The sequence below is a fragment of the Paenibacillus sp. S33 genome, assembly GCF_053615415.1.
The window spans coordinates 3,267,871-3,284,655 of sequence record NZ_JBSIEZ010000001.1; the positions used below are offsets into that span (position 1 = coordinate 3,267,871).

At 47.3% G+C, this 16,785-nt stretch carries 19 protein-coding genes; 5 read left to right on the top strand and 14 right to left on the bottom strand.

Annotation, left to right across the window (positions count from 1 at the left end; genetic code table 11):
* The first annotated feature begins 136 nt into the window (after positions 1–136).
* Positions 137–1,348 carry an O-antigen ligase family protein gene (locus ACWGXJ_RS15060; protein WP_452567072.1) on the top strand — a complete coding sequence of 404 codons (1,212 nt, stop codon included), beginning with the start codon at positions 137–139 and terminating at the stop codon, positions 1,346–1,348.
* A 124-nt stretch (positions 1,349–1,472) separates the two neighbouring features.
* On the opposite strand, the gene ACWGXJ_RS15065 is transcribed toward ACWGXJ_RS15060, so the two are convergent.
* From ACWGXJ_RS15065 to ACWGXJ_RS15095, 7 genes are all read right to left on the bottom strand, one after another.
* The gene (locus ACWGXJ_RS15065; protein WP_452567073.1) at positions 1,473–2,297 is read right to left on the bottom strand and encodes a purine-nucleoside phosphorylase; all 825 of its coding nucleotides are present in this window, start codon (positions 2,295–2,297) and stop codon (positions 1,473–1,475) included.
* A gap of 72 nt (positions 2,298–2,369) precedes the next feature.
* Positions 2,370–3,314 (bottom strand): site-specific tyrosine recombinase XerD, encoded by a 945-nt coding sequence (xerD, locus tag ACWGXJ_RS15070; protein WP_250268723.1) that lies wholly within the window; start codon positions 3,312–3,314, stop codon positions 2,370–2,372.
* A gap of 105 nt (positions 3,315–3,419) precedes the next feature.
* Entirely contained in the window at positions 3,420–3,662 is a 243-nt protein-coding gene (locus ACWGXJ_RS15075; RefSeq protein ID WP_452567074.1) for a YqzK family protein, read from the bottom strand.
* Positions 3,663–3,828: 166 nt separating this feature from the next.
* Positions 3,829–4,326: a ferric iron uptake transcriptional regulator gene (gene fur, locus ACWGXJ_RS15080; RefSeq protein ID WP_039270985.1), complete on the bottom strand. Its 498-nt coding sequence runs from the start codon at positions 4,324–4,326 to the stop codon at positions 3,829–3,831.
* 99 nt (positions 4,327–4,425) lie between these two features.
* Positions 4,426–5,079 (bottom strand): stage II sporulation protein M, encoded by a 654-nt coding sequence (spoIIM, locus tag ACWGXJ_RS15085; RefSeq protein WP_103048700.1) that lies wholly within the window; start codon positions 5,077–5,079, stop codon positions 4,426–4,428.
* Between the two features lie 189 nt (positions 5,080–5,268).
* Entirely contained in the window at positions 5,269–6,465 is a 1,197-nt protein-coding gene (locus tag ACWGXJ_RS15090) for an endonuclease Q family protein (protein ID WP_452567075.1), read from the bottom strand.
* A gap of 4 nt (positions 6,466–6,469) precedes the next feature.
* Complete coding sequence (locus tag ACWGXJ_RS15095; protein WP_452567076.1) at positions 6,470–7,081, bottom strand: NUDIX domain-containing protein; 612 nt, start codon at positions 7,079–7,081, stop codon at positions 6,470–6,472.
* A 125-nt stretch (positions 7,082–7,206) separates the two neighbouring features.
* Here ACWGXJ_RS15095 and mciZ point away from each other — a divergent pair, with 125 nt between their 5' ends.
* Positions 7,207–7,350 (top strand): Z-ring formation inhibitor MciZ, encoded by a 144-nt coding sequence (mciZ, locus tag ACWGXJ_RS15100; protein ID WP_076159536.1) that lies wholly within the window; start codon positions 7,207–7,209, stop codon positions 7,348–7,350.
* Between the two features lie 71 nt (positions 7,351–7,421).
* On the opposite strand, the gene ACWGXJ_RS15105 is transcribed toward mciZ, so the two are convergent.
* On the bottom strand, positions 7,422–8,555 hold the full coding sequence (locus ACWGXJ_RS15105; protein ID WP_039270980.1) for a tripeptidase T: 1,134 nt from the start codon (positions 8,553–8,555) through the stop codon (positions 7,422–7,424).
* Between the two features lie 85 nt (positions 8,556–8,640).
* Between ACWGXJ_RS15105 and prli42 the strand changes: the two genes are divergently transcribed.
* Entirely contained in the window at positions 8,641–8,745 is a 105-nt protein-coding gene (gene prli42 / locus ACWGXJ_RS15110; RefSeq protein WP_023989226.1) for a stressosome-associated protein Prli42, read from the top strand.
* Positions 8,746–8,864: 119 nt separating this feature from the next.
* Here prli42 and lipB read toward each other — a convergent pair whose 3' ends face one another.
* From lipB to ACWGXJ_RS15140, 6 genes are all read right to left on the bottom strand, one after another.
* Positions 8,865–9,563 (bottom strand): lipoyl(octanoyl) transferase LipB, encoded by a 699-nt coding sequence (gene lipB / locus ACWGXJ_RS15115; RefSeq protein WP_452567077.1) that lies wholly within the window; start codon positions 9,561–9,563, stop codon positions 8,865–8,867.
* A 45-nt stretch (positions 9,564–9,608) separates the two neighbouring features.
* On the bottom strand, positions 9,609–10,997 hold the full coding sequence (locus tag ACWGXJ_RS15120) for a dihydrolipoamide acetyltransferase family protein (RefSeq protein ID WP_452567078.1): 1,389 nt from the start codon (positions 10,995–10,997) through the stop codon (positions 9,609–9,611).
* Positions 10,998–11,085: 88 nt separating this feature from the next.
* Positions 11,086–12,072 carry an alpha-ketoacid dehydrogenase subunit beta gene (locus tag ACWGXJ_RS15125; protein ID WP_452567079.1) on the bottom strand — a complete coding sequence of 329 codons (987 nt, stop codon included), beginning with the start codon at positions 12,070–12,072 and terminating at the stop codon, positions 11,086–11,088.
* A 2-nt stretch (positions 12,073–12,074) separates the two neighbouring features.
* Positions 12,075–13,103 (bottom strand): thiamine pyrophosphate-dependent dehydrogenase E1 component subunit alpha, encoded by a 1,029-nt coding sequence (locus ACWGXJ_RS15130; protein WP_039270972.1) that lies wholly within the window; start codon positions 13,101–13,103, stop codon positions 12,075–12,077.
* Between the two features lie 140 nt (positions 13,104–13,243).
* On the bottom strand, positions 13,244–14,665 hold the full coding sequence (gene lpdA / locus ACWGXJ_RS15135; protein ID WP_452567080.1) for a dihydrolipoyl dehydrogenase: 1,422 nt from the start codon (positions 14,663–14,665) through the stop codon (positions 13,244–13,246).
* Positions 14,666–14,791: 126 nt separating this feature from the next.
* Complete coding sequence (locus ACWGXJ_RS15140) at positions 14,792–15,025, bottom strand: hypothetical protein (RefSeq protein ID WP_013310799.1); 234 nt, start codon at positions 15,023–15,025, stop codon at positions 14,792–14,794.
* 208 nt (positions 15,026–15,233) lie between these two features.
* On the opposite strand from ACWGXJ_RS15140, the gene ACWGXJ_RS15145 reads away from it, so the two are divergent.
* A complete protein-coding gene (locus ACWGXJ_RS15145) occupies positions 15,234–15,830 on the top strand; it encodes a thymidine kinase (RefSeq protein ID WP_023989232.1) in 597 nt (198 codons plus the stop codon).
* Between the two features lie 171 nt (positions 15,831–16,001).
* The gene (locus ACWGXJ_RS15150) at positions 16,002–16,778 is read left to right on the top strand and encodes a sporulation protein (RefSeq protein WP_039270969.1); all 777 of its coding nucleotides are present in this window, start codon (positions 16,002–16,004) and stop codon (positions 16,776–16,778) included.
* Positions 16,779–16,785: the final 7 nt, after the last annotated feature.

The following is a 16,785-nucleotide window of genomic DNA, read 5'->3' on the forward strand; positions in this document are numbered from 1 at the left end:
TTAGCATGGACTGAGTATATGCACAATAGGGCTTGCTCTAGGCTTGAGAAAAATGAAAATAAATATTTTATTATTATTGTACAAGAAGATACGTTTTGTATATTATAGATACATAATGTATCTAGGTGGTGAAATCGTGAAACATGTACTTACCGTAGCTGGTTTACTGGCTTTTTCGATTCCTTATGCTTGTCAGGGTTTGTCCCCCAGAGTTATCACGATTTCCCTGCTTATTCTGTTGTTCAGCTATACCATGCTACTACCTTCACTCAAGTCATTGATCGCAACCTTAGTCGACAATCCGTTGCTGACTTTACTCATGCTGTACATCGCTGCCTCCTGTTTATGGGCTGAACAAGAGCAGACCTCTTCCTTGCTGATGGTTCTCAAATTTCTTGCCTTCTCTACCTTTGGACTCTATTTGGTCACTCATTATACAACACAGGGCTGCATTCGCCTCTTAGTCGTTACGTTAAGTATTTTGAGCATACTCAATCTACTCGCCGTTTTGCTCGTTCCCTCCTTTGCTATTCATGGTGGCGTAGAACATACTGGGCTATGGAAGGGCATCTCTGGTCATAAAAATACACTTGGAACTCTCTCTCTGTTAAGTTTTGTTTCACATGTTATTTACTTTTTCAGGGGTAAACATAAAGTTTTGCATATTGGCTTCATCTTACTCAATGCCTTATTGCTCATCGAGTGCCAATCTACCACCTCTTTGGTGCTGACATCTTCGCTCTTCGTATTTATATTGTTTATATTGCTATTCAAGAGAATCCGAAGCATTGCATTACGCGGTTTCTTCATTAGCTGTTCCTGCTTGTTCGTTCTTTTGGGTTTGGTATTCATCTTTACTTATGGAGATGCGATTGCGTCGGAATTTGGAAAAACAACGACCTTAACTGGAAGAACGGAAATCTGGCAGGGGATTGGTGGTGCTATTCAGAGCCATTACTGGTTCGGACATGGTTACGGCTCCTACTGGGCAGCCCGGCCCAGTATCTATGCGAATGGAATTCGATTTGATCTGACAAGCAGCCATAGCGGTTTCCGAGATCTGTGGATCGATGTGGGCCTTACAGGACTACTGGCAACCATTACACTTGCCCTAACCACTTTATTTAAATTCAGAATTGGTAAAGCAGATATGTATACATGGCTGACGGCAGCGGTTTTTTTCCTTTTTATCGTATTGAACAATATAACGGACAGCCGTTTCCTGAACTCGCTATCTATTTACTGGATTATTTTTATGGTTATTGTGATCAAGGTGCAAGAGCGACATAAACTTGCTGTAGCAGAAAAAGCGAATTCAACTGCATTGAGCACACAGCCTCTTCATTAGGAGATCATACTCAGCTCAACCGCTGTATGTGAAAAAGAACCCCGTACCCACGCCAACAAAAGGCGTTCGGATACGGGGTTCTTGGGATATATGTCCACCGCTTCGGTTGAACATGATCCCCAATCTACATTTGTGGAATAATCGCTAGCACAAGTTTTAAAAATTGCTCACGTACCTTCTCTGCTGTCTCCATCACTTCACCATGGGACAAAGGTTGATCCAGAATGCCTGCGGCCATATTCGTGATACAGGAGAAGCCCAGTACCTCAATACCTGCATGACGGGCTACAATAACCTCAGATACGGTCGACATACCCACCGCATCTGCGCCCAGTGTACGCAGCATAACGATTTCAGCAGGCGTTTCATAGTTAGGGCCCAGCAATCCAGCATATACACCTTCTTGCAGGCTGAAGCCCTGTTGGTTAGCTGTTTGCTTGGCAATTTCACGCAAGCGGCGGCTGTACGCCTCCGACATGTCTGGAAAACGAACGCCCAGACCGGCATCGTTCGGTCCGATCAGCGGATTTTGTCCTGTCAGATTAAGATGATCCGAGATGACCATCAGATCGCCTGCTTCGTAGGAAGTATTTACACCACCTGCTGCATTCGTCACCAGCAGATTTTGAATCCCCAATTGCTTCATCACCCGAACTGGAAAAGCCGTCAGTTGCGGGCCATAGCCCTCATACATATGGAAGCGCCCTTTCATCATGACGACAGCGCGACCTTCAATCGTGCCTAACAGTAATTCTCCCTCATGACCTTCTACCGTCGATACAGGAAAATGGGGAATATCCTGATAAGGAATACTAATTCCATCCTGAATTAAATCGGCCAGAATACCGAGACCCGATCCCAGAATAAGACCAATCTCTGGACGTATTCCGCTTTTGGCACGGATATATTCTGCTGCTTCCTGAATTGTAGCTTGGTTGGCTGTTGACATTAGTATCTCTCCTGACTTGTACAATCGTAAAGTTATAGTCATTATCACATTTTCTATGAAAGTAAAGTATCGTTACGTTCGATCTTTGCTTTCATGAGAAGTGCGGTTGCCGCCGTGCGGGTGATGCTTTTCATATACTTCCTTCATATTCCGTCTTGCCGTCTGCGCATATACCTGCGTCGTTGACAGATCAGCATGACCCAGCATTTCCTGTACAGAGCGTAAGTCCGCTCCGCCTTCCAGCATATGTACCGCAAAGGAATGCCGCAGCGTGTGGGGCGTGATATCCTCGCTTATGCCTGCTTCCTGGCCGTACTTCTTAATCATTTTCCAGAAGCCCTGTCTACTGAGACGCTGTCCAGATACGTTCAGGAACATGGCTTCCTGCTCTACCTGAGCTTCTTCACCCTGCCCGGATCTCAGCAATAATAGACGCTGCTCATCCATGTAGGCTTGTGCCCACTGTGATGCCTCACGGCTGATCGGTACAACACGCTCCTTGCCTGCCTCGCCGCCACAGTGCACAAAGCGCAGATCGGTGCGTACATCACGCACGTTAAGGGCAATCAGCTCCGATACGCGAATGCCCGTCGCATATAACAACTCCAGCATCGCCTTGTCTCGCACCCCTTGCGGGGCAGTCACATCTGGCGCGGCCAGCAAACGCTCTACCTCATCCTGCGTTAGCACCGAGGGCTTCTTTTTAGTCGCTTTAGGCAGCTCCAGCAGAACGGACGGATCATGGATCGTAATTCCCTCCCGAATAAGAAAATGAAAAAAGGAGCGAATGGAGGCGACGCTACGTGATATCGTCGCCGCAGCTTTTCCCTGTTCCTTCAAACGGCCCAAATACAGTACCAGATGTGACCGTTGGACGTTATCCGGCTGCTCAATTCCACAGCTTTCTGCGAACTCGACAAACTGCTGTACGTCTCGTTGATACGCTTCCAAAGTGCTGCGCGACAAACCCTTTTCCTCTTCCATATATTGAGCGAAAGGTTGAATGTACATTTTCATGAGTTCCAAAAGTCTCCTTGTTCTGCATACAGCGGTTCAGTCTCAGCGTCTGCTTCTTCGTGTGCTACCTTCATTTCATAAGCTCATCAAGACCGATTACTTAGACTATTCACCATACCAGTAAAAGAAACGTAAACGTTCCAACACTGCTATTCCATGCTCGGACCCTTCATTTACTTTTTGTCCGCCAAATACCTTAACTGCATGTCCTTCCGGTATTCGGTAATGATCTACAGGTGTTATCCAATCTGTAAAGAGCCTGAGGCTAAAAAAGAGCATACATGCCAGCACCCCGAACAAGATTACCAAACGCAGCCATTTTAGTCCTCTCCGCAACGATAGTACCATGTGAATCAGCCGCCTTTTCCCCAGAATATGGCCCTAATTAGGACTCTCTATGGAAGGGTATGACAAGCTATTCCTTTTTATACCGCTTAATCCCGAACAACAGATCCCGAACCAAAAAAGCTCTCCCGAACGCATCTTCGTCGGGGAGAGCTTGGGTAGTCAGCTTTTAGTCCTGAGATTTGTTTTTTTTGGATTTGCCCAAAGATTTCTGAGCGGTCGTATCATTCTTCGCCTTACAACGATAACAAATACCGTGGAAGTCCAAACGATGATCCACTACGGTAAAATTATATTCCCGTTCCAGGCGCTCCTCCAATGGTCCAAGCCAATCTTCCAGTATTTCATCTACACTGCCACACTGCACACATATCAAATGGTGATGGTGATGTTTGGTTGTATCGCCGCGCAAATCATAACGCGCAACGCCATCACCAAAATTAATTTTCTCCACGACATGCAGTTCACTTAGCAGTTCTAGGGTACGGTATACGGTTGCCAGACCGATTTCGGGAGCTTTCTCTTTGACGAGCATAAATACATCTTCCGCACTCAGATGATCATCTTCGTTCTCAAGTAAAACTCTGACGGTGGCTTCCCGCTGAGGCGTTAGTTTGTAGCCCTGGGATTGTAGTTGCTGCTTAATTTTTTCGATCCGTGCTTCCATGTGTCTCCCTCCCCCTGCAAAGCTACTGCCTACTGCACTTTTTTCACTCCTATTATTATAGGGGGTCTATACAAATAAAGTCAAACATTTTGAAACGGATTAAGATGACACGGAAGCTGTCAGCATAGGAGTGACCCATTGCATCATAACCGGGGTGATCCAAGTTTCAAAGGACGCGCTACCAATAAGAAGCACCATCATCACAGCAGTCAATCCTGCGTAAGACAGCAACGGACGCAGCATTCCGTCTGACGGCCGGGTAGCGAGTATTTTGGTTTTGATCATATGGATGGAAAAAGTCATCGCAGCCACGCTGCAGACGAGCAGTACCGGAATCACGAGTAGGTTATGGGGAGCTACTGAAACCAAAGAAAATAGCAGTCCTTTCCACGAATATTGCCCCACCATATAACCTACTGAAAATCCGATTAGCACACCCTTGAGGAAATTCAATACAAGAATGCCCGGTAGACCAATAACCGAAAGGCCACACACCCAAATTAGGCCGACCCATTTCAGATGTAAAGATACGCTATCCCAAAAGGTCGAGGCCGCCTGCGAATCAGCGAAACCCTGTTCGTTTTGATTGACCGTTATAAAAAAATCCTTCAGGTAACGGGACAAATCCTGTAACTGCTCCAGCGAGAGTGCGTTCACCATAAGTGCGCCAAAGACGACTCCCACCAGGAACAGCACAGCCAAGAAAACATAATACGGCGTCTGATCCTTTAACGTATGACGAAACCATTGCATCGGCGTCCTGCCCCTTTCATCTGCTTGTTTGTCCAAAAAAACAACCGTAATCCGACGGCTGATGGCTAGAAATGGGGCAGCTTTCGCTGCAGATCAAACATCACGAATGATGTGCCAAGCCAGCGGCATAGATAATTTATGGTTATGAACAAGCAGACACTGATATGCCTTTAGAGGGACAAGACTTTACTAGGACTTAGCTATTTTGCCGTATGTTCCACCACCACCGGATACAAGCGACAGTCGCCCCTCGCGTGAAAGCACAATTTGCTCTGCCAGCACTTTTCCGACGACTTCTGCTAACTCCTCCTGTGTAACCTCATGCAAAATATTCATTTCTGTTCCAAATGCAGCCAATAGCTGGTTCAGCTTGGCTTTGCCCAGACCTGGAATAAACTCCAGTGGAATCTGGTAAATGTACGGCGGACGATGGGACGGAATCATGGGTTGCTCACGGTCGGCAATGCTCCATATTCGATCCAACACACCTCGCACAAGCTTGGTATGACCACAGTCAGGACAACGTTCATCCGCCATCTGTTGCTCGTCAATAATCGTACCGCAGCTTTGACAGTATGAACGATGGTATTTGCCCAGTTTCGGATTTAATCCGTAATTGGCACGCACCCCTCGTCCTTCCCGACGCTCTAAAGCCATTCTGAATTCATCAAAACACGGCTTTGCCAGTGATAATTTATTGTATTCTCGTCCGATTTTCCCAAGTGAATGGGCATCTGAATTTGTGAGAAAGCTGAAGCGATCCAGTTCCGAAATCAAACCGGCCATAGATGAATCTGCGCTCAGCCCCAGCTCCACCCCACTAATGAGCTCCATATCCAGCAGTTCCTCCATACGAGCCGCTGAACTGCCGTATATGCCCTTATGAGGAGTAAAGACGTGCGCAGGCACCATAATGCCTCCACGTCCGTAAATTTGCTGCTGCAACTCACGTGGCGGTGCATAGATTCGTTGTGAGCTGAGATTAACATTTTTCATATGCCGGGCCAGCCATTGGGTAAAATCCTCCATCGCCGCCAGATCTGGAAAATAGCCCAGTACGTGCGCCTCAGGACGACCTTCAGCACGTATTTCCAGCTCCGTGCCAAGGAGAATGACCGTATCCCGGTATGCGATACCTCCGCCGCTGATTTCCTTCATTTCACCCGTATGTAAATAGGTAAGAATATCCTCCTGTACATTAGGTGCATGGCAGTCAATGATACCGATCAGCCCAATTCCTTTGCGACCGGAGGCTTCCTTTGCTATGTTGGCAAAGGTCAGATCGCGGCTGCCACTAATTTTGACCGGATTTCCCTTCTCTGTCCTGCCAATATGAATATGCAAGTCTGCAAAGTAGTCGTTAAGTTCTACTATATTTTCATCCATACGCTTAGAAGCTCCCTGTAAGTTGGCGGAGTTGCCATGCATAGACGGCCAGAATCGTTTTAGCATCACTTATCCGTCCTTCACGAATGAGCGTCTGCGCTTCTTCCAGCGTCACCTCAAACAGCTCCAGAAATTCATCCTCATCCGGTTCCATCTCACCTAACTCCAGTTCTTCAGCCACATACAGATGAATGATTTCATCCGCAAAGCCAGGAGAGGTATAAAAGGAGTGCAGCAGCTTCAACGACTTAGCAGTATAACCTGTCTCTTCTCTCAGCTCACGCCCCGCTGCTTCCATCGGGTCTTCACCCCGCTCTAGCTTACCTGCAGGAATTTCTACCTCACAGCGCCCCATCGCCTGTCTGTACTGGTCCACGACCAGCATTTTCCCTTCATGTAGAGCCAAAACAGCCACCGCCCCTGGATGCTTTACGATCTCACGCTTTCCAGTGGAGCCGTCGGGAAGCTCTACCGTGTCTACCTGTAATGTAATGACCTTCCCCTCAAAGATAGGCTGTGTAGACACGGTCTTTTCCTCCAGCGCAGGATTGGAATAAGGCTTGCGATGTGCATCGTTTGTTGGTTTGTTTAATTGTCCGTTCGTTTGCTCGTTCATCGGTAAGTTTCCTCCTTCATATCTATCTTTCTTTATTAATTATCACCAAAGTTAGTCTAACTTGTCCACTTTGTACATATGCTGGTGGTAGGATAACAAACTTCCTGTCCTGAGGAGATGCAGAAATGAAAAGCTACCGTACTGAAAGCACCCTCCATATCGTTGGTAAAGCCTGGCAGATTCAAGCACTCTTGCGTCAGTGGCAAAAGGAACACGGACCTACCGCTACCATCGCTTCGCTAGCTGTTCCAAAAAAGGTTCAGGTCTAAAGACGAAGGAACGCTGTTCCTGTCTTTAACCTGAACCTTTTTGCAGTATGTTGCAAGTGTATAATACAAATTTATTTTGTGGTTTCTTGAATCAGAGCTACGACAACTTCAGCAACCTTCACCAGGTCATCGGCCTTAATCTTTTCCTCTGTTGTATGGATGTTCTGGTAGCCCACAGCCAAATTCACCGTTGGAATTCCAAGCCCGTTGAATACATTAGCATCTGAGCCACCACCGGAATGAAAGGTTGGCGTTGCCAGTCCCAGTCTTTGAATGGCACGCTGAGCAACCTGTACAACTTCATCATGCTCCGTAAAGCTGAATGCCGGATAGATGACTTCACTGCGGAACTCTCCCTGTGCACCAAATTCACGTGTGGTGGTTTCCAGCGCTTCACGCATATGCTGGATTTGATGATTAACCTTTTCTTGCACAATACTACGAGCCTCTGCACGGATCAATACAAAATCGCATACCACATTTGTCGCGCCGCCGCCCTCGAAACTGCCGATGTTAGCGGTCGTTTCCTTATCAATCCGTCCTAGTTTCATTTTAGAAATTGCTTTAGAAGCGACCTGAATGGCACTAATGCCATCTTCGGGATTTACCCCCGCATGAGCGGACTTCCCAGTTATCTTCATTTCAATACGTGCCTGCGTTGGGGCAGCTATACAAATAGAGCCGACCTCACCATTTGAATCCAAAGCATATCCGAAATCAGAATCTAGCACTTCCGGCTTCATCGCCCGTGCACCCATCAAACCAGATTCCTCGCCAGCCGTAATCACGAACTGGATTTGACCATGGGGAATATTCTGTTCGCGCACGACACGAATCGCCTCGAACAAAGCAGCAATTCCTGCCTTGTCGTCAGACCCCAGAATCGTTGAACCATCACTACGAATCCAGCCATCCTCACCCAACTGTGGCTTAATGCCTTTACCCGGAGTAACGGTATCCATGTGGCAGGTAAAAAACAATTTAGGTGCTTGCTCTACACCTTCCGCTTTCCAGGTGACGATCAGATTGCCTGAACCATGTCCAGTTCTTTCACGAGAATCGTCTTCCATTACTTCCAGCCCGAGTGCATTAAACTTTTCTTTTAGAACACGTGATATTTCCTGCTCATTTTTCGTTTCGCTATCCACCTGTACGAGTTCCATAAATTCCTGTACGATTCGGTCTTTTACTACTTTTACTGTCATTAAACTTTCCTCTCTTTCCCGATTACGCTACAATACGGATAGATGTTCTTATCTATGACTTAAACCTATCCTAAAGGAGTTACACATGTCGAACAAAAAATGGGTTCGTTTTTTCGTCTACATTATGCTCGCAGCTATGATTGGTTCTACGCTGTTCATGGTAATTGAGCCGTTTATTATGCCACTATAATAAATTATCGCTCAAGGTATCCGGCTGCTCTAAGGCACTATCGAGGCCTCGAGTGGACGAGCTGTTACGTAAAGCAAACAGGCGGGCTTCCGTGTAGATACACAATAGCCCGCCTTACTTTATTGGAAAGAATGCGTTTGCCATTGCGCAACAAATGAAAATTGCTGTTCAAAGTACGGTACAATTTCCTTCGCAATCTGCTCCACCGATATAGGCTTCTGTATGCAGTCCTCCAATGATGTCACACCGTATTCCTGAATTCCGCACGGGACAATGCCCTCAAAGCCCTCGTGCTGTATCCCTGATTTGATGTTAAAGGCAAAGCCATGGCTGGTTACGAAGCCCCGACGGTGCTTACACTTGTTGAATTTGACGCCAATGGCCGCAATTTTAAGATTCCCGATCCATACCCCCGTATATTCAGGCTTACGGCTTCCTTCAACTCCATAAGATGCCAACAACCGGATGATCACTTCTTCCAGACTTCGAAGGTATCCGTGCAGATTCAGCGCCTCCCGGTTGCCGAGCATAAGTAGAGGATATCCGACAAGCTGCCCCGGCCCATGATATGTAATGTCTCCCCCACGGTCAATCTGAAAGACGCTGATTCCCTGCTCCTTCAGTTGCTCTGGTGTGAGGAGCAAATGTTCAGGATGCCGCTGAGAACCAATCGTATAGGTCGGCGGATGCTGGAGAAGCATAAGCGTTTCTCTTGCCTTTCCTGCATCCAGCTTTCCCACGATCTCCTTCTGGACATCCCATGCATGGGCATATTCCATCCTATTCGTATAGGTTACATCAAGCGGTCGTCTGTTCACGGCCTGTCACTTCCTCTCCGTACATTTCCCCCACTGTTCGGATGATTAGTACAGCTTCGTATCTAAAGTGTAGCCTTCTAGATTTTCTTTAACCCGTTGCAAGAATCGTCCGCAAATCACTCCGTCCAAAATGCGATGATCCAGCGACAAGCACAAATTAGCCATCGAGCGGACCGCAATCATATCATCAATAACCACGGGTCTTTTGACAATGGATTCAAAGGTAAGAATTGCAGCCTGCGGATAATTAATCACCGGATAAGATAAAATTGAACCAAAGGAGCCTGTGTTGTTTACAGTGAACGTTCCGCCTTGCATGTCGTCCAGTTTGAGCGTGCCTTCCCGGGTTTTACGTGCCAAATCGTCAATTTCACGAGCTAATCCAGCAATGTTTTTCTGATCCGCTTTTTTAATAACAGGGGTAAGAACGGAGTCCTCCGTACCTACGGCTAGCGAAATATTGATGTCTCTTTTGACGATAATTTTGTCCACTGCCCAGACCGAATTCATAATCGGATATTCCTTGATTGCATTCACGACTGCTTTCATGAGGAAAGCTAGATACGTAATATTAATGCCTTCTTTTTGCTTAAATTCGTTTTTGATCTTGTTGCGGAGCATCACCAGGTTGGTCACATCCACCTCAATCGTCGTCCAAGCATGTGGAATTTCGGAAACGCTTTGTCGCATATTACGAGCAATTGCACTGCGAATGGGTGTAACATCAATAAAATACTCGGATCTGTTGTTGCCACCTTCAACTTCGATCACAGGAGCTTTTGGAGCCTCCGTCAAATGAATCCCACTGTTACGAACCGGAATAGCAGGGTCCATATTTTGAATCGGTGTACCTTGCTGAGTGGCAGACTGCTGTCTTCCTGCAAAAGGAGAGCCTTGTCCTGATGTCGTCGTAGTCGGCTGTCCAGATACTCCAGTAGGAGCAGCCCCTCCCTGCTGCACATAATTCAGCACGTCTTTGCGGGTAATTCTTCCCCCCATGCCCGTGCCTGGTACTTGGCTTAAGTCCACATTATGCTCAGCAGCTAGGGTTTGCACCGCTGGGGAAAAACGTCCTCTCATGGACTGATCCGATCCAGCACTCTGCTGAGATTGTGTTTGTACGGTACTTTGAGATGCTGGTGCAACAGGTGTCGCCCCTGATGCCGCCGCAGGTGCAGCCGACTTCGTCTGGATACGGCAAATCAACTCGCCTACCGCTACTGTCTGACCTTCCTCTGCCAACAGATCACCCATAATGCCGTCCAACGTGGATGGGATTTCTGCATTCACTTTATCTGTAATAACCTCGCAAATCGGCTCGAATTGCTCTACCGTTTCACCAGGTTGTTTAAGCCATTTGGCAATTGTCGCCGATACGAGCGATTCTGCCAATTGTGGCATGGTCACGTCGTTCCATTGTGTTTGGTCTGACATTTTTTCAACTCCTTAACATCATAGGAGGGCGCGTTTTTCCGCTACCCCCGCTATACTTTTGGAATGCTTTCGTCCAATCTGCCCTATATTAATACATTGCAAGACGGCGCATGGCTTCCTTAACTTTATCCTTGTTTAACATATAAAACTTCTCCATCGGTGGACTGATCGGCATGGCTGGTACATCAGGAGCACATAGACGCTCAATCGGCGCATCCAGCTCGAACAGACACTCCTCATTAATAATAGCCGATACCTCAGCACCGATGCCGCCCGTTTTGTTGTCCTCATGCACGATTAATACCTTACCTGTATGTCGTGCAGCCTCAACAATGGCTTCGCGGTCCAGCGGTTGGAGTGTGCGCAAATCCACAACATGTGCGGTAATGCCATCTTCCTTCTCCAATTCCTCAGCAGCCTGCATGACAAAATGCAAAGGCTGGCTATAACCGATGACCGTAATATCGTCACCCTCACGTAATAGATTAGCCTTGCCAATCGGAACGATATAATCATCCTCAGGCACTTCACCCTTGATCAGCTTGTAGGATTTTTTATTTTCAAAAAACAGCACCGGATCAGGGTCACGAATGGCTGCTTTCAGCAATCCTTTTGCGTCATAAGGGGTAAATGGAGCAACAATTTTCAAACCCGGCGTACCAAAAAAGATCGATTCTGGACACTGAGAGTGATACAAACCGCCAAAGATCCCACCACCGATTGGCGCGCGGATTACCACAGGACAGTTCCAATCGTTGTTAGAGCGGTAGCGGATTTTAGCAGCTTCACTAATAATCTGATTGGTCGCCGGAAGCATGAAGTCCGAATATTGCATTTCGGCAATCGGCTTCATTCCGTACATGGCCGCACCAATCGCAACCCCGGCAATAGCCGACTCAGCCAATGGCGTATCCATGACACGTTGCTCACCGAATTGGTCCATAAGCCCCTTTGTCGTTGTAAAGACACCGCCCTTCACCCCAACATCCTCACCTAATACAAAAACCGTTTCATCCTGCTCCATCTCTTCTTTCATGGCAAGACGAATCGCATCAATATATTCCATAATCGCCATCGTTACCGGCCCTCCCCATCGCTATCTGCATACACATGCAGCAGCGTATCTTCGGGCTTTGGAAAAGGCGCTTGATCTGCATATTCTATCGCTTCCTTGACTTCGAGCAGCAGCTCAGCCGACAGATCCGCATCCTTGGCCTCATCCCAAATGCCGCATTCGATCAAGTAGCTTTTCATACGGGCTACGCCATCCTTGGCCCAGTTCTCATCCACTTCCTCCTTGGTCCGGTAAGCCAGATCATTATCCGAGGTGGAGTGAGGAGACAGTCGGTACATCATGGCTTCGATCAGCGTAGGACCTTCACCGCGGACAGCACGTTCGCGTGCTTCCTTCACCGCCGCATATACCGCCAATGCATCATTACCATCGACTCGAATCCCTGGAAATCCATATCCCAAAGCACGGTCGCTTACCTTGCCTGCCAACTGTTTATGAATCGGAACCGATATCGCATATTGATTGTTCTCGCACATAATAATGACTGGCAGCTTTTGTACACCAGCAAAGTTACAGCCTTCGTGAAAATCTCCCTGATTGCTGGAGCCTTCTCCAAACGTAACAAACGATACAAAATCCTTTTTCTGCATTTTGGCAGCCAAAGCTACACCTACTGCATGCGGAACCTGTGTCGTTACTGGGCTGGAGCCTGTCACAATACGCAGCCGTTTACTACCAAAATGACCTGGCATCTGGCGACCACCGCTATTGGGATCATCGGCTTTAGCAAATGCCGACAGCATCAGTTCGCGCGGCGTCATTCCTACCGCAAGCACGAATCCATAATCCCGATAATAGGGAAGAAAATAGTCCTTTTCCCGGTCAAGGCCGAAAGCTGCACCTACTTGTGCCGCCTCCTGTCCAATGCCGGAAACGTGGAAATTAATTTTCCCTGCCCGTTGCAGGAGCATGTTGCGCTCGTCAAATCTTCTTGCAAGCAACATATATCTGTACATATCAATAACTTGTCCGTGAGTAAGTCCCAGCTGTTCATGTCTGAAGCCAGCGTCTACAGCGCCTTTAGAACTCATTGAGGCACCTCCTTAAGTGTCAAACATCCTACTTCCAGTACCTAGTACCATCTTGTCTTAAAACCTGGTACTAAACTCTGACTAACCCCATTATAATCCTTTTCTCCCCAAAAAGAAAAGCACCGATTTATTTGAAACGTTTATATGCCAATCGCCTGTCCATCAACGGCCAGCATCGCTTCTCCCAAAATCTCCGACAACGTCGGATGCGGATGAATAAGCTGTCCGACTTCCCACGGCGTAGCATCCAGCAGTTGCGCAAGAGCCGCCTCGCTGATCAGGTCCGTCACATGCGTACCGATCATATGTACACCGAGAATATCATTGGTCTTCTCGTCGGCCACTACTTTGACGAAGCCGTCCCGACTGCCGTATACTAGCGATTTTCCGATAGCTTGAAAAGGGAACTTCCCTGTCTTCACCTGATGTCCACGCTCGCGAGCTTCTTGCTCCGTTAAGCCGACGCTTGCGGCTTCAGGACGTGTATAAATACACCGCGGAATCAGATGGTTAGGTACACTGTGAAAATCTTCGCCTGCCAGATGATGAACCGCCTGCAAACCTTCATAGCTCGCTGCATGCGCTAGTTGTAAGCCGCCGATGCAATCCCCAATGGCGTAAATATGTGGTTCATTCGTCTGCAAATGTTCATTAACTGAGATAAAGCCACGCTCTACGCGGATATCCGTATTTTCCAGCCCTATATTTTCCACATTTGCCTGACGCCCTACAGAAATGAGCAGTTTGGTAGCGCTGAGGGTTTCGGTTTCTTCCCCTTTTTGCACGTCAATCTGCACACCTTCCTCATCTTTGCCGTATGTTTCAGCCAGCACTTGTGAACCCGTCAGCACCTTGACACCACGCTTGGTTAACAAACGCTGCATTTCACGCGAAACGTCTTCGTCTTCCGTGGGAATAAGTCGATTCGCAGCTTCAACCACCGTAACCTCCACGCCAAAATCATTTAGCATGGAAGCCCACTCCACGCCAATAACACCACCGCCCACGATAATCAGGGATGCTGGCAGCTCCTCCATAGTTAACGCTTCGTCACTGCTCAGAATAAATTCGCCATCTGGCTCTAGTCCGGACAGCACACGCGGGCGTGATCCTGTTGCAATAATGAGATGTGCAGGAACAATCGTTTCCATCTCACCATCTTCTAGTTCCACGGCAACTGCCCCGCTTTTTGGAGAAAATATAGACGGACCAATCACGCGCCCCTTACCGCTCAGTACCGTAATTTTATTTTTACGCATCAAAAATTGAACGCCCTGATGCAGTTGTTCCACAACGGCTTCCTTACGTTCCTGAACCTTGGGAAATACAAGCTGTGCTCCCGATGTCTCGATACCGTATTGTGCACTTTCTTTAATCGTGGCATATACTTCCGCACTGCGTAGCAAGGCCTTACTCGGAATGCAACCACGGTGCAGACAGGTTCCGCCAAGCTTGTCCTTTTCGATGATAACCACTTCTTTGCCTAGCTGGGCGGCACGAATGGCTGCTACATACCCCCCGGTACCTCCACCCAAAATAGCGACATCACAATGTATAGTCATGTTTCTCCTCCATTAACAATTGATTATATATAGCTTATTGTACTCTCTTTATTTCACTGTACAAAATATAGCGTTTAGGCATAGGCAACAAAAAAGCTAACCCTTTAATCCAGATATCTTTCCATATCATTCATACAGTGCATCTCGTAATTTGGTAGACATCCTTGGACTTTGTGCTGATTTGGCTCGCAGCGCCTTGCGAAATGATTCATTTTGCTTGCGCAGAAAGTTCAGCTCTGTCTCCAGCTCAGTGATGAGTTCTAGAGCTTGCGGGCTGATCAGCCCTTGCTCCAGTAATGCTCCTTTTTTGGCACTATAATCCGTATTTTTTTCGTCCATGCCTTTCACTCTTCCCTTCATTCCACTACGCTTCACCATATCATGCCCGCGGCGGCAGAGCAATGACGACCACATTTACGTTTTAGGAATGGACATACAAAAACATGTCGAAAATCAATATATTTTCTCTAGTCTGTATACGGCTGGTTATGGTAATCTATAATGGCGTTTTCTTTCGGAGAAGAAGATTTACAGTGTTATGTACATGTTACAGAGAGGGGAATTCGCTTTGCCTACAGGACGAATTACGATTATTACAGGCCCCATGTTCAGTGAAAAATCCGGCGAATTGATTCGCCGCTGTCAAAAACTAATCCAATACGGGCATCGTAAAGTGGTAGCTTACAAACCCGCTGAAGATAACCGCTATGCCGAGGACGAAATAGTAAGCCGGATCGGATATCGGCTGCCCGCTATCTCTATCCCAAGAAAACTTACAGATGAGCTCGTTCAGCGTATTTTGCAAGAAACAAAAGATGCCGACGTGGTTGCCTTTGACGAAGTCCAGTTTTTCAGTCGTCACATTATGTCGCTTGTACAAGAGCTAGCTTATTGCGGCAAGCATGTAATTGCCGATGGGCTGAATCTGGATTATCGAGGCAAGGAGTTCGGCTATGTCGGTGGTCTGCTGGCCATGGCGGATGACATCGAGAAGCTGACTTCCTTTTGCGCTGTATGCGGTAGCTCGGAAGCAGTATTTACGCAACGTATGGTAAATGGTAAACCTTCCACTGTGGGACCTATTGTGATGATCGGCGACTCTGAGGCTTATGAGCCTCGTTGTCGAAATTGCTTTATACCTCCTCATAAAGTGAACTGCGATTAGTGGACAGATAGCTCGACAAGCTGCAATATGCCTACGTGAGTACCAGTGACTTTTTTCTTGCATTTTTTTGGAACGAATCGAACCATTGCCCCGTATATCCGGTTAAGCTGTACAAGTTTTTAGTTTTCGTTTGTATATCATGACCATGAGATTATCTGGGGGGACGGAATAATGAGTTTTTTTAACAAAATCTTAGCAAGCGCAGGAATCGGTTCAGCTAAAGTCGATACGCTGGTGGATCAAGCTGTATATGTGCCTGGGGAAGAACTTAGTGGCATCATGCGCATCAAAGGCGGCAAAATTGATCAGGAAATCGGTAAAATTGACATCGAGCTCAAGACTGAATATATCGTGGAGCACGATGATAAAAAAACTATCAGCACCTGCTGCATTGCACGGATTAAGGTATCTGACGGCTTTCATCTAGAACAAGGACAGGAGCTTGAAATTCCTTTTTCCTTCAGATTGCCGTTGGAAACTCCTGTTACTCACGCCAAACAGCCCGTCTGGCTGGAAACAGCATTAGATATTGGCATGGCTTTGGACCCGACCGATCGTGATTCACTCAAAATCGAGCCACATCCCTATATGAATACAGTGTTTGAGGCGGTTCACCTGTTGGGATTCCGATTCCGCTCCTCCACCTGCGAACGTCATCCTAAGCTGGGACGCGGCGTTCCGTACGTACAGGAATTTGAATTTACGCCCGGATCAGAATATGCACGTGATATCGAGGAGCTGGAGCTGGTTATGCAGTTGGAACCCGAGGGTGTGCACGTGCTTGTAGAAGTAGACCGCAGGGGCAGAGGGTTATCTGGTTGGCTTGAGACTGCATTTGATATGGATGAGCGCCATGCCTGGTTGAGCTTAAGCCGGGAAGAGCTCTCCTATGGACCCGATCACATAGCGGATGCACTCGAGGAACTAATTGACAGGCAAATTAGATAACAATGTA

What these genes read in the sequence shown, in the direction of transcription:
- ACWGXJ_RS15065 (WP_452567073.1), bottom strand. Translation starts at nt 2,297, where the DNA reads ATGTCAACAGCCAACCAAGCTACAATTCAGGAAGCAGCAGAATATATC.
- xerD (WP_250268723.1), bottom strand. Translation starts at nt 3,314, where the DNA reads ATGAAAATGTACATTCAACCTTTCGCTCAATATATGGAAGAGGAAAAG.
- ACWGXJ_RS15075 (WP_452567074.1), bottom strand. Translation starts at nt 3,662, where the DNA reads ATGGTACTATCGTTGCGGAGAGGACTAAAATGGCTGCGTTTGGTAATC.
- fur (WP_039270985.1), bottom strand. Translation starts at nt 4,326, where the DNA reads ATGGAAGCACGGATCGAAAAAATTAAGCAGCAACTACAATCCCAGGGC.
- spoIIM (WP_103048700.1), bottom strand. Translation starts at nt 5,079, where the DNA reads ATGCAATGGTTTCGTCATACGTTAAAGGATCAGACGCCGTATTATGTT.
- ACWGXJ_RS15090 (WP_452567075.1), bottom strand. Translation starts at nt 6,465, where the DNA reads ATGGATGAAAATATAGTAGAACTTAACGACTACTTTGCAGACTTGCAT.
- ACWGXJ_RS15095 (WP_452567076.1), bottom strand. Translation starts at nt 7,081, where the DNA reads ATGAACGAGCAAACGAACGGACAATTAAACAAACCAACAAACGATGCA.
- mciZ (WP_076159536.1), top strand. Translation starts at nt 7,207, where the DNA reads ATGAAAAGCTACCGTACTGAAAGCACCCTCCATATCGTTGGTAAAGCC.
- ACWGXJ_RS15105 (WP_039270980.1), bottom strand. Translation starts at nt 8,555, where the DNA reads ATGACAGTAAAAGTAGTAAAAGACCGAATCGTACAGGAATTTATGGAA.
- prli42 (WP_023989226.1), top strand. Translation starts at nt 8,641, where the DNA reads ATGTCGAACAAAAAATGGGTTCGTTTTTTCGTCTACATTATGCTCGCA.
- ACWGXJ_RS15120 (WP_452567078.1), bottom strand. Translation starts at nt 10,997, where the DNA reads ATGTCAGACCAAACACAATGGAACGACGTGACCATGCCACAATTGGCA.
- ACWGXJ_RS15125 (WP_452567079.1), bottom strand. Translation starts at nt 12,072, where the DNA reads ATGGCGATTATGGAATATATTGATGCGATTCGTCTTGCCATGAAAGAA.
- ACWGXJ_RS15130 (WP_039270972.1), bottom strand. Translation starts at nt 13,103, where the DNA reads ATGAGTTCTAAAGGCGCTGTAGACGCTGGCTTCAGACATGAACAGCTG.
- lpdA (WP_452567080.1), bottom strand. Translation starts at nt 14,665, where the DNA reads ATGACTATACATTGTGATGTCGCTATTTTGGGTGGAGGTACCGGGGGG.
- ACWGXJ_RS15140 (WP_013310799.1), bottom strand. Translation starts at nt 15,025, where the DNA reads ATGAAGGGAAGAGTGAAAGGCATGGACGAAAAAAATACGGATTATAGT.
- ACWGXJ_RS15150 (WP_039270969.1), top strand. Translation starts at nt 16,002, where the DNA reads ATGAGTTTTTTTAACAAAATCTTAGCAAGCGCAGGAATCGGTTCAGCT.